Source organism: Acidianus sp. HS-5, assembly GCF_021655615.1.
Lineage (GTDB): Archaea > Thermoproteota > Thermoprotei_A > Sulfolobales > Sulfolobaceae > Acidianus.
Genome location: NZ_AP025245.1, coordinates 1676539 through 1688350, shown reverse-complemented (window position 1 = coordinate 1688350; position 11812 = coordinate 1676539). Strand labels below are relative to the sequence as shown.

General features: G+C 35.0%; 11 protein-coding genes and 1 pseudogene. 5 read left to right on the top strand and 7 right to left on the bottom strand.

Annotated elements, in window-relative coordinates:
- Positions 1–219: 219 nt before the first annotated feature.
- Complete coding sequence (locus HS5_RS08940; RefSeq protein ID WP_236751069.1) at positions 220–1767, bottom strand: APC family permease; 1548 nt, start codon at positions 1765–1767, stop codon at positions 220–222.
- A gap of 155 nt (positions 1768–1922) precedes the next feature.
- Positions 1923–2788, bottom strand: a pseudogene (locus HS5_RS08935) (hypothetical protein).
- A 531-nt stretch (positions 2789–3319) separates the two neighbouring features.
- On the opposite strand from HS5_RS08935, the gene HS5_RS08930 reads away from it, so the two are divergent.
- Entirely contained in the window at positions 3320–4981 is a 1662-nt protein-coding gene (locus tag HS5_RS08930; protein WP_236751068.1) for an APC family permease, read from the top strand.
- Here HS5_RS08930 and HS5_RS08925 read toward each other — a convergent pair.
- Together HS5_RS08925 and HS5_RS08920 are read right to left on the bottom strand one after the other, a co-directional pair.
- Positions 4898–5179, bottom strand: coding sequence for an SWIM zinc finger family protein (locus tag HS5_RS08925; RefSeq protein ID WP_236751067.1), 282 nt, complete (start codon positions 5177–5179; stop codon positions 4898–4900). The two genes, HS5_RS08930 and HS5_RS08925, sit on opposite strands and share 84 nt — an antisense overlap.
- 44 nt (positions 5180–5223) lie before the next feature.
- Complete coding sequence (locus HS5_RS08920; RefSeq protein WP_236751066.1) at positions 5224–5784, bottom strand: hypothetical protein; 561 nt, start codon at positions 5782–5784, stop codon at positions 5224–5226.
- Positions 5785–6021: 237 nt separating this feature from the next.
- Between HS5_RS08920 and HS5_RS08915 the strand changes: the two genes are divergently transcribed.
- Positions 6022–6219: a hypothetical protein gene (locus HS5_RS08915; RefSeq protein ID WP_236751065.1), complete on the top strand. Its 198-nt coding sequence runs from the start codon at positions 6022–6024 to the stop codon at positions 6217–6219.
- Between the two features lie 9 nt (positions 6220–6228).
- On the opposite strand, the gene HS5_RS08910 is transcribed toward HS5_RS08915, so the two are convergent.
- Positions 6229–6837 carry a phosphatase PAP2 family protein gene (locus tag HS5_RS08910; RefSeq protein WP_236751064.1) on the bottom strand — a complete coding sequence of 203 codons (609 nt, stop codon included), beginning with the start codon at positions 6835–6837 and terminating at the stop codon, positions 6229–6231.
- Positions 6838–6916: 79 nt separating this feature from the next.
- Positions 6917–8380, bottom strand: coding sequence for a sugar porter family MFS transporter (locus tag HS5_RS08905; protein WP_236751063.1), 1464 nt, complete (start codon positions 8378–8380; stop codon positions 6917–6919).
- 165 nt (positions 8381–8545) lie between these two features.
- Between HS5_RS08905 and HS5_RS08900 the strand changes: the two genes are divergently transcribed.
- Together HS5_RS08900 and HS5_RS08895 are read left to right on the top strand one after the other, a co-directional pair.
- Positions 8546–9475, top strand: coding sequence for a membrane dipeptidase (locus tag HS5_RS08900; RefSeq protein ID WP_236753511.1), 930 nt, complete (start codon positions 8546–8548; stop codon positions 9473–9475).
- A gap of 30 nt (positions 9476–9505) precedes the next feature.
- Positions 9506–9811: a hypothetical protein gene (locus HS5_RS08895; protein WP_236751062.1), complete on the top strand. Its 306-nt coding sequence runs from the start codon at positions 9506–9508 to the stop codon at positions 9809–9811.
- Here the strand turns inward: HS5_RS08895 and HS5_RS08890 are convergent.
- Positions 9808–11136 carry an aspartate aminotransferase family protein gene (locus HS5_RS08890; protein WP_236751060.1) on the bottom strand — a complete coding sequence of 443 codons (1329 nt, stop codon included), beginning with the start codon at positions 11134–11136 and terminating at the stop codon, positions 9808–9810. The two genes, HS5_RS08895 and HS5_RS08890, sit on opposite strands and share 4 nt — an antisense overlap.
- 181 nt (positions 11137–11317) lie before the next feature.
- Here HS5_RS08890 and HS5_RS08885 point away from each other — a divergent pair, with 181 nt between their 5' ends.
- The gene (locus tag HS5_RS08885; RefSeq protein ID WP_236751058.1) at positions 11318–11812 is read left to right on the top strand and encodes an Lrp/AsnC family transcriptional regulator; all 495 of its coding nucleotides are present in this window, start codon (positions 11318–11320) and stop codon (positions 11810–11812) included.

Here is an 11812-nt window from a genome sequence, read left to right as displayed (position 1 = left end):
TAAATAATGACAGATGCTTTCAAGAAAAATAAGGAGAAATATTAAACAGTTTTAACGAATTATGTGAGTGAGATAATTAAATAAGAGATCTAAAAATAGATATTGATGAATAGTTCAAAAATAGACTTAAAAGTTAAGGGAGTACCTTTCAGCGAAAAAATCGATAGGGTGATGAGCCTTGTACTAGGCTAAAACAAATAATAAAAGAGATATATTGTTTTATTCTGTAATTTCATTCTCGTGTTCTATGTAATTCTCCTTCTTTAAGCCCGAAAGTATTCCCCAAGGATAGAACACTGCTAATGATACTATTGCGGTTATTATCGTAGCTGGGATAAACGGAATGATACTCAGCGCTCCATCACTTCCTATATAAGTCATTAAAGTTAGGAACCCTATATAAGTGATATACCATATAGATTCTGGGAAGTCTTTTGTTGCTCTTCCTATCGTGGCAAAAACTAATGCAGCTATTGTCAGTAGAAATACCGAATAAGGAACAGCAGGCCAGCCAGACCAGAACACTATAAGCGAGGAACCTACAAAGGCTATTGCTGAAATTGCATTACCAAACGGAATTCTGTACTTTGTAGCTCCTTGTCTTCTAAGTACTACCAAAGCAACGGGATTTGTTGCAAAACCTAAATAACCAGCAACTACGCTATCGTCTATTAGTCCATAAATGCTAGGTATTGGAGCAAACAGGAAAGTTATTAATGCTCCTACTACTGCAAAAGTTATCAATCCCCAATAAGGTACTGCATACTTCTCGTGAAGTTGCTTCATCGCCTTATGCATGAAGTTTGACCTTCCCATTGCTAATAATACTCTACTCCCGCTGCCCATATATATGTACCCAGTAAGGAAAGGACCTAGTATTGCCGCTAATAGTATTATGACGAGAAATATTTTCAAATCGTAAGATGAGGCTAAGATAACGAAAGGATTTCCTACTACATTGCTTAAGCCCGCCCAATTACCCTGTCCAATTCCGAAAGCTTTCCAGTTAACTGTAGTTATTAAAGTTACGTCGTAAAGTATGTATATAGTTGCTTGCCCGAGTATAGTGAAAAGTAATGCATAAATTAAATCTCTCTTCCTTTTAGCTTCCTCAGCAAAATCTGGGACTACTCTTGCTCCTCCAAAGGCGAACATAGCAAAAGGCATTGCTTCAAATATTCCAGCTATTCCGAAAGGTAACAAGCCGTGAAATGCAGTGAAATTTGAAGGCCTAGCGAAAAATACTAATAAGGCTAAAGCGGGTAGCGCATAAAATATCATCTTTATACTACCGAAGCCAGCAGTTATCTTTGCAAAAAGTTTTATGCCGTAGTAATTGAAAGGAATATAAGCTACCAATATTATTGCTCCTACTATTGCTCCAAGTAAAGTTGGATAGTCTTGAGAATTAAGTAGCTGAGGGAAGAAGAAATCCAATCCTTCTATCGTTGCATAAGCCTCTATTGGTGGAATAAATAAATACCATATGAGATCTGCGGTAGCATTAATTAAATTCGTTACTACTCCGTGGGAATATATTGAATACCTTGAAGGACCTCCAGCTTCAGCATATGTCTGTGAAAGCTCTATGTAAGTTAATCCTATTGTGAAGTAAAGTAAGATTCCTATAATCCAAGATATTAAACTTCCTGGACCTGCATAGGCTGTCATTTCAACTTGGCTAAAGAATACTGCAGTTGCTACTGCTCCACTTAATCCTATAATGAATAGTTCAAGGAATCCTATTTCTTTCCTTAAGCCTGGCATACCCAACTCTTAGAACCCATCATATAAAAAATCTACTAGAGTTTTATGAACATGCTTAAAAAGATTTAAATAAATTTAACTTACTATTTAAGATTTAACAAAATTTAAACTGAATAAACATACTATTCACTTTATAAAGTGAAATTACTGTAAAGTTAAATTTTCTTTTCAATCTTATTCGTTTTTCTCTTTTTAATTTCATTATAAACCTGGACTATACTAGCTATACCTATTGTACCTACAGTACTAACTACTAAGAGAAAACCTATATTTATTGCGTCTAAATTAGGTATTGGATTTCCGGTAGGAATTGCTCAACAATCAATTATAGGTCCAACTATAGAGAAAACCATACCGCCGTAATAAAGCACTCTGCCTGCGGTTTTTACTCCTATTAGTCTTACGTCATCTTCAGTTAATCCCTTGAGTTTTATTATGTTTGCAAACACAGAACCTAATATTATTTGCATTGTCATAGTTCCTATTCCGAACATTGCGCCAGGTAGCGGGGCGTATACTAATCCTGGTACTTGAGGAGCTAAGAAGAAGGTTATTATTGTAGCATAAGCTCCGAAACCAAAACCTGCAATCAGTCCGTGAACTATAATCATTTTTAACGTAACATCGTGAAGACTCTCTTCTCTTTCTCTCTCGCGTAGTAATTCATCTATAGGCAAGTGTACGTATTTTCCTTTCAATATATAAGAGCCTGCAATAGCCATTACAATACCCACAACAAAATATAGTGGTCCGTCAAGATTGTACTCCTTATATATTGCAGCAAGTCCTAGGAAACCTAATGTAGTTAAGAATACTCTTTGTATAATGAATCCTAAAGAAAATAGGAAACCTGCTTTCATTCCTTCCCTAGTAGAGTACTTTCCTACAGCGTAAGAGAAAGTTATAGGTCAAGCGTGCTCATCAGGTGTTATTCCGTGGAGTAAACCTAGTATATGAAAAAAGAGTATTCACCGAGTGTTAAACCTTGTGGAGGATTTAACAAAGTTTGAATACTTATCATATTCTCTAATTTTAAGGGTTACCCTTACATTTATAAGATTTTCCTGAAATATAGTTTTTATTAATGATATTGCTCTAATTGATTAATTGCCAAATTAAAAATGAGACCTATTTGCAAATTTTTCCATTATTATTCGGACGAGAAGTAGTAGCTTACGGATTTTGGACTAAGAGAGTGAAAAGTTAGCGGGGGATAATCTCTGTGCTTAATTACTTTTTTCAATATCTCTGAATGACGCCTCCTTCCTAGCTCGATTGGACTTAATGGGAACATATATGACACAAATGAAAGCCCCTTAAGTGAGGAATTTTCAACTACATAAACTAAATGAGAGATGTAAAAGGATTGATGTTAGGAGCTATGACTTATTTACAGAGAAACCTCTGTGGAAAGGAGTCAAGTATATTCGATTCTAAAATATTAACTTATAAAATTGATACAGATCTTGTAGAATTTAATCGCATATCGTTATAACTTAGAACTAACTGTAAAGTTTAAACTTTTAAGCAGAGTACTTAAGCACAGTTTATTGTGTCTCTAAGAAAAGTACTTACAAAAAAGGAATTAACTTTCCTCTCTTTAGGAGGAATTATAGGTTCGGGTTGGTTATTCGCTCCTTTAGCTGCTGCAGCCTATGCAGGACCTCTTTCGATAGCATCTTGGATAATAGGAGGTTTAATGATGATAATAATAGCTTTAGCTTATGCCGAAATTTCTTCGGCTCTTCCTGAGTCTGGAGGAATAATAAGGTATCCTCACTATACTCATGGTTCCACTTTAGGCTTCATAATGGCATGGAGTTACATAATTTCTGCAATATCCACTGTTGCTATAGAGGCTGTAGCTACTACAACTTATATTTCTCATTTCTTTCCTACATTAACATCAGGAAATCAGCTTACATTGGAAGGTATAGTAGTGACTTACGCTCTTCTGATAATATTCTTCCTAGTTAATTATTATGGCGTAAAATTCTTGGGCAGAGTATCTCACGGAATAGGTTGGTGGAAAATTATTATACCTACTACGACAGCTGTCATTCTTTTAGCTTACTTCAACCCTGCAAACGTAGTTTTTGGTAAAACTGCTTGTTATCAAGGATTTAACGGAATGCTTTACGCAATTCCTGAGTCAGGGATAGTTTTCTCCTATCTAGGTTTTAGACAAGCAATAGAATACGGAGGAGAAGGAAGGAACCCTCAGAAGGATATACCGTTTGCAGTAATTTCATCATTGCTGATTTCCATGGCGATCTTTATTTCCCTACAATTAGGATTTCTAGGGGTAGTGAAAACTGACGGTAACTGGGCTGGACTTTTAAATTCACCTTTAGCAAATGCACCCTTAATTTCCGTAATAGAGATGTTGCCTATAGTTTTCTCCTTCTGGGTAGGAATTCTCTTGTTTGACGCAATAATCTCTCCTGCAGGGACTGGAATAATATATCTAGGTACTACAACAAGGAGCTTTTATGCATCAGCTAAGAGCGGTTATTTCCCAAGTAATTTAACTAAGATAAATGAGAAAGGAATACCAATATTTGCACTAATAATATCTTTGATAGCATCAGCGTTATTTTTACTCCCTATTCCTTCATGGTATCAAATAGTAGGGATTTCATCATCTGCAACCGTCTTAACGTATATAATGGGAGGAATAGGCGTAGAAACAATGAGGAGGATTGCTCCTAATATTAAAAGGAGCTACTTACTAAGTAATTTGAGAATATTAGCACCTTTAGCTACAATATTTGCAGGGTTACTAATTTATTGGTCAGGATTTTCAACACTATTTTACATTTTTACGTTAGTTATTCTAGGTCTCTCTGCATATAAAAGAGGAGTTACTGGAATTTTAAGTGGAGTAATAACGTTATTGAATTCATATGAGCTTTACGTTGAAACTTCTGCGTTAACTTCAGCAAGTTGGTACTTCATACCTTTTATTATTATAGATACTCTCGTGCTGACTTTTCTTATTTTGACTTCAGAAGAAGGCAAATTCTCTGCTTGGGCAATACCTCTGCTTTCTGGAACGTTAATATTGTCTTATATCAGTCCTTTTGGACTTTATGACGTTATTCCATTTCCTTACGATTTAATAGTAACATCAGTCTTCTTCTTTATCATCCATAAGATCGCAGTTAAGTCTTCTCTCCCAGCTTTGAAGGTAGAATCTCCTGTAAATTCTTAGCTTTTTCATGGAAATATTGATGTGTTTACAATAGCCTTTTAACGCAAAACCTTTGCAACTACAAGAAGCCCTAATTTTTTCCTTTCCTACCTCGATTTTAACTATGTAAGACTCTAAAGGATTCTCTTCACTATCAACTACAAAAATATACACATCCTTCGCTTTCTCATGCCTTTCCGATACAGCATAACTATACATGTAACGAAGAAAATTTTAAAAAGAAAAGGACTTGATCGAAAGTATTAATGACTGTTCAAGATCGGTTCCTTCAGTCTAGGTCTTATAAGTTCTATCAACTTTAACTGCTTTTCTCTGCTAACATTCTGTATTGCTCCTTGTGTAGAAATAACGCAGTCGTGTTCTCTCATTTCCTGAAAAGTTATGCAGTTTTTTAATAGGTAGTAAATCTCTCTAATCAGGAAATCTGTCCCTTTCTTTGCTTTTTCAGGGAATTTTTCTCTCGAAATTTTGTCATATTCTCCAAACCACCAAATTTCTTTAAATGTTATCCTTAAAGGTCTCAAGTTCTTATCCTCAAAGTAAGCCTCCTCATCAATCCCAATTTTCTTATCTCCCACAACTCCTACTCCTATAATACCTGTAGGTAGAAAATCGACTGAAATGTACTCTGGTTTCATTGAATGGAAAATGAATATATCTCCTGACTGTATTTTATCCCATTCTTTCTTTAGCCTTTCTTTTTCTCTAAATCCCCAATCCATTGAAGTGAAAGTTTTTAACCAATCCTCTGGAGGTCCTGTAAGCTTCTTAAAGCCTTTTTTCCTCATTTCTTCGATTATCATAAAAAACCCTTAATAGATCAGTAAAAGAGATTTTCTAGAATGTTTTCCTTTACCGAGATATTTAGCGATAAGGAGAGATTTATTCCAGAGCTAAGGTAGAGAAAATGACCTTAAGAGGTTAACTGAATTAGTTTCTAAACAAGGTCTTACAATATTATTAAAGGGCCTAGGAGAAGTGGAAAATCCAGTCTTTTGCTTACTTTGTTAAAGCAATTGTGAATATAAGCAGAATTCGGAGTGAATGAGAATTGGATTCCTATAATGCTAATAGATGCTATAGCTAGTCCTTTATCTTTATCAAACTTATTATTGAGGAGAGAAATAAGTAATTATACCTTAAAGAAATTAAATGTCAAGAAAATTCCAACTTATGCTAAAGGCATTTATAGCTTTAAATTCACTAGTGAATTTAACTACGTAAAACACACTCGATAAAAAGAATTTTTAACTAACCTTGAATATTTTCTCTATTGAAGAAAGTAAACCTTTACTCTCTTCTTCAACAGTAAAGTAAGCTATCCAAAGAGCTAAAAGCCAACCTCCTAATATGTCAGCAGGCCAGTGAACTCCGACGTAAACTCTTGAATAAGAAACGAGCAGAGCCTCTATTAAGAGAGGAATCCATAACCACTTAGGAGAAGTTAAAGCTAGAACTGCAGCACCATCTCCAACTATTAATGCATGTCCAGAAGGATAGCTATAATCGTGCGGTTTTGGTATAAGTAAATTTGCATGAATAAAATAGAAAGGCCTAGGTTCGGCCATTATGTATTTACTAGCCTCCCCTAATATTATTGCCAGGATAAAAGACGCTGCCAAAGTAATTCCTGTCCTCCTAGTTCTTTTGAAGATTAAAAGTAATGCATTCAAAGGAATCCAAACATAGCATCTACCGTATTTTGACAAGGCAATCATGAAGGAGTTTAAGATGTCAAGCTGATGGTAATTGATTAATTCAAAAAGGTAAACGTTTATTCCATTGTCCTCACTAAATATTTTTATTAAGATCGATAGAGCAACAAAAAATACTAGGAACAGCCAATACTTACGCATAATGTATGGAGCACTATATAGGTTATAAAGTTTATACAAAGTATATAGAAGAAGGAAAAAAGAAGAGGAAGAAAAAGAATTACTTCGCTACTTCCTTTTCTTTCTCCTCCTTTAATACAAGTTCTCTTCCTTTTCTCAGTTGTGAAACCGGTGTCTCGCCGAACATTTTAACAACCTGCTCTAAAGATAATCCCTTAGTTTCCGGTAATAGGAAGTATACTATTGCTAGTGCTATTGCATCCAATGCACTGAATACAAACATTGAACCTGCAAGTCCTATAGTGGAAAGCATTACTGGGAAGACTTCAATTATTGCAAAATTTGCTACCCAGTCTAAGAGTGCAATTAATGCCGCCATTCTTCCTCTCATAGCGGTTTTGAAGTACTCTGCCTGAACTAGCCATCCAGTTCCTCCAACTCCATAGGCGAAGAATATTATGAATCCCGCAAATGCAAATAATGCGCCTATTAAAATTCCGTTCATTACTAAGAATCCGCCAATTAAGTCTGAGACAAGCATTCCTATGTAAGCAGATATTGCTAAAGTTCTCCTTCCTATGCGGTCTATATATCTGAAGGCTATATATGTAGCGGCCGTGTTTATTACTGCTAGAGTCATTGCAGCTAAGACTGAGTATACTTCAGAATAGACAGGGTTAGAAGTGCTGGCAAATAGGTGTAGTTTAAGGATTATAGCTGGTCCGTAGTAGAAAGGCACGTTTATTCCGGTAATTTGCTGGAAGATTATCCATAATCCAACAACTAAGAATGCTCTCTTAGTCGCGGTATCGAACTTTTGGCTTTCTTCATATCTTACTTCGTTTACGGCCTTGTTAATTATATCATCGCTAACTGTTACTCCGAACCTCTTTAATGAAGCCTTTAGCTTATCAATCTTTCCAGAAAGGAGTAACCACCTCGGAGATTCCGGCATCATAAATCTGAAAATTAAACCTATTACTGCTGGTACTGCTGCTAATCCTAATATTAACCTCCAATCTACAGTGTAAGCTAATCCTGGGGCAAAAAAGAGTATTGCGCTACCTACAAAGTATGAGCCTAATATTCCTATAGTTATCATCCACTGTTGTATTATTGCTAGAGAACCTCTCTTATTTTTAGGTGCATATTCCGTGATATATGCAGTAGCTACTGCAGAATCTGCACCTATAGCAATTCCTATTATTGTCCTCATTACGAGGAGCATCGCCCCATTAATAGTTAAGGCTGAAAGGATTGCTGCCGCAGTATATATCGCAGCGTCTGCAATTAGTAGGGATTTCCTTCCAAATCTGTCAGTATAAAAGTAAGCTATTATTGCACCTATTGCTGCTCCTAAAGAAGCACTAGCTATTTCATATCCATAAACAAATCCTGTGAAATGATAAGGAACAAAAACTGACGCTATACCTATAACTTCTGTATCGTAACCGAATAAGAATCCTCCTATCGCAGCTAATATTGTTATTATCCAGTAAAATTTGTTCAATTTTCTCGTATCTATCTGATCCAATATTTGTTGAAGAGCAGATTGAGACGACATCAAATATATATTTCAACGATCTCTTTTTTAAAATTTATTATATAGTTTAAATAGGACTGAGTATGTATGAATTAGTTTTTTAAGTTTAAATTGTATTAGTTTAATTAAACTCTTTCTAAAAAACTCTATCATACTAACGCTTTAATTCTGAGAATGGATTATCTTATTGTGCTAGTAGATCTCCATGAAGATTTTGCATATTCAGCTCAAGAAGGAAAGGACATTATCCACGGAAAAGAGCAGTCAAGTATTGAAATGCTAAAGACTGTTGATAAGAACGCAATAATTTTCTCTTCCATTTTTCCTCACATTGATGTATTAAGTGAAAGAAGCAAAGAATTATCTTTAAGATATGGATTTTATACAAGCTCATCAAATTTCTCATTTGATGTATTATTATCTCAGCTTAAAGACTACTACTACCTAGAAAGGACAGGACATATTAAGATAATAAGGAGTAAAGAAGATCTAAAAAAGCCTGGAATAAAGTTCTTACTTTCCTTAGAAGGCACAGACTCTTTAAAGGAATTCGAAGATCTCTATATTCTCAAGGAACTTCACTTCCTAAATGTAGGCTTAACATGGAATTACGACACAAAGTTTGCTTCATCTTGCTTTTCTAGGAGAGATTACGGATTAACGTCAGAAGGAGAGGAGTTAGTTAAATTAGCTAATAAATTAGGAATGATAATCGATTTAGCTCATGCAAGCAAAAGGACTGTACTTGATGTTTGTTCAATAACTTCTAAGCCAGTAATAATCTCCCATGGTAATGCAAGAAAATTGAAAGATCACGTAAGAAATTATGATGATGAGGAAATAGAATGCGTTGTTAAGAGAGGAGGAGTAATAGGAATTACTGCAATTACCTCGACACTCCCTGAAAAGAGCATAAAAGGTCTCATAGAAAATATAAAATACATAGGAGAATCCTTCGGTTGGGACTACGTTGCTATAGGTACAGATTTTCTGGGAATTTCAGAAGTACCTCAAGGTTTCGAGAAAATAACTAAAATAAAGGAATTAGTAATTGAAGGTCATGAAGATCAAATCCTCTGGAGAAACGCTTACAGAGTAATAGAAGAGAACCTTTAGTTTTTTAACCTTCATACTTAAATTCCTCCTATGTCTGAAGAACTTTCAAAAATCATGGAGGAAATAAAAAAGAAAGCCTATAACGCAAAGGACGATGTACTAAACGATGCTAACAAACTTTACACTACGCTTCATAATACAATGAATTCAGAATTAGCAAAAGCTAAGAAGGAAGGCAAAAAAGTTGATGATATTCAAAAGGAATTCGCAGACTTAATGAAAAAGATAGACAGTTTGAGAGAAAACCAAAAGAAAATGAGTACAAAGGACTTGAGAAATGCTTTAGCTAGATATACTGAAAAAGCTGAGAAGCTTATAAAGAAAATTAAAAGTTAGCCAGAAAATTTTTCATCTAAATATTTTATTTTTTCATCCAATTTTTCTATACCTTCATCAATTTCCTCTTTCCTTATTATTAAAGGTGGAGAAACTACAAACCAAGAAGGTCCATTAAATACGTAAATTCCGTCGTCCAGAAGTTTCTTAGCTAAGATATCAACTTCCGTAGTTTTACCTTCATATTTATCCTCATAAGCTCCGAAAGGAGTCTGCTTATTATCCTTAACAAACTCTAAAGCCCAAAATAATCCAACTCCTCTCACGTCTCCAATACTCTTATGCCTCTCCTTTAATTCCTTTAACCTCTCACCTAGGTAACTTCCCATAGCCTTTACGTGAGAAAGCAAATCTATCCTTTTGTACTCTTCAACAACTGCAGGTATAGCGGACAACGAAATAGGATGAGCCTCAAAAGTGTGACCGTGTGCAAACATTTTATTTTCGAAAAATTCCGCAATCTCCTTACTTACTGCAGTTATTCCTATAGGTACATAAGAGGCTGAAGCGCCTTTTGCAGTAGTTAAAATATCTGGCTGAACTCCCCACAAATTTACTGCAAACCATTCTCCAACTCTTCCCCAGCCAGTCATTACTTCGTCTGTTATGAGGAGAACGTCGTTCTCTTTAGTTATCTTCCTCAAAGTTGGTAAGTATTCTTTAGGAGGAACTATAACTCCGTTAGTTCCTGTTATCGGCTCTACAATAACTCCTGCAACGTTTCCCTCATTTTTTATTACATAATCAACGTAATTTACACAAGCTAAGTTACACTCAGGATATTTTAACTTTAAAGGACACCTATAACAGTAAGGTTCCGGAATTTTAACAACTCCTGGTGCGACGTTAGGTTCTGCGTACCACCTTCTATAATCTCCTGTTAATGCTAATGAACCTAAAGTTGAGCCGTGGTAAGACCTATACCTCGAAAGTACCTTATAAGACGGCGCTTTGTAGAATCTTGTTATTTTTATTGCAGCCTCGTTAGCTTCAGTACCTGAAGTTGAGAAGAAGAACTTAGTTAGGTCTCCGGGCATTACTTCTAATAGAGATTTTACTGCCCTAGCCCTAATTTCTGTAGCAAACGCAGGGGATATGTATTGTAATTTTTCCAATTGATCTTCTATACTCTTTATCACTTCCTTATTTCCGTAACCTAAATTTACATTAACCAGCTGAGATGAGAAATCAAGAATCTTTTTATCTCCAGAATAAAAATAAACTCCTTCAGCCTTCTCAACGTTTAAAGGATTCCAACCTTTTTGGACTTTCCAAGTTCCGAAAGTGTGTTCTTTAACAGTTTTAATGACATCTTCTGTATTCATGCGTTAATAATAAGTTTAGATAGAATTTAAATGTTTTAAAGGATAGGTTGTAAAATATATAACAATCTTGATTAGTCCCTTATATTACTGTATAATTTACGACTATATTGGAAGTAATTTGCACAAGGTCTAATATTCATACCTACGAAATGTATAAAAGTTAAATTACTCCTCTAATAATATGGTAGATGAAGTAGACTTAAAGATACTTAAGTTGATTCAAAATGATGCAAAATATCCTTTAGAAAAGATAGCAGAAGAAGTGAAAGTTCCAAAGTCTACAGTAGCTTACAGGATTAAAAAGATGGAGAAAACAGGAGTAATAAAAGGATATTTTACTTACGTAGATCCATCAAGTTTAAACCTGGATTATCTAGTAATTACCACCGTAAGAGCAAGGTATGGGAGAGACTATCACGAAAGCCTCGGTAAAAAACTTTCTCAATTGCCTGGAGTATGGGGAGTGTATTTTGTACTAGGAGATATGGACTTCGTAGTATTGGCTAGGTTCAAGAATAGGGAAGATTTTATGAAGAACTTCCTAGAAAAATTGATAAATATGCCTGAAGTTGAAAGGACTAGTACTCACGTTGTTGCTAAAGTGTATAGAGAGACTCCTTATGTGACTATAGATGAAGAAAAAGTTAATATCGAAGAGATAAAAAATGGAAAATAG

What these genes read in the sequence shown, in the direction of transcription:
- HS5_RS08940 (WP_236751069.1), bottom strand. Translation starts at nt 1,767, where the DNA reads ATGCCAGGCTTAAGGAAAGAAATAGGATTCCTTGAACTATTCATTATA.
- HS5_RS08885 (WP_236751058.1), top strand. Translation starts at nt 11,318, where the DNA reads ATGGTAGATGAAGTAGACTTAAAGATACTTAAGTTGATTCAAAATGAT.
- HS5_RS08890 (WP_236751060.1), bottom strand. Translation starts at nt 11,136, where the DNA reads ATGAATACAGAAGATGTCATTAAAACTGTTAAAGAACACACTTTCGGA.
- HS5_RS08925 (WP_236751067.1), bottom strand. Translation starts at nt 5,179, where the DNA reads ATGTATAGTTATGCTGTATCGGAAAGGCATGAGAAAGCGAAGGATGTG.
- HS5_RS08905 (WP_236751063.1), bottom strand. Translation starts at nt 8,380, where the DNA reads ATGTCGTCTCAATCTGCTCTTCAACAAATATTGGATCAGATAGATACG.
- HS5_RS08910 (WP_236751064.1), bottom strand. Translation starts at nt 6,837, where the DNA reads ATGCGTAAGTATTGGCTGTTCCTAGTATTTTTTGTTGCTCTATCGATC.
- HS5_RS08920 (WP_236751066.1), bottom strand. Translation starts at nt 5,784, where the DNA reads ATGATAATCGAAGAAATGAGGAAAAAAGGCTTTAAGAAGCTTACAGGA.
- HS5_RS08895 (WP_236751062.1), top strand. Translation starts at nt 9,506, where the DNA reads ATGTCTGAAGAACTTTCAAAAATCATGGAGGAAATAAAAAAGAAAGCC.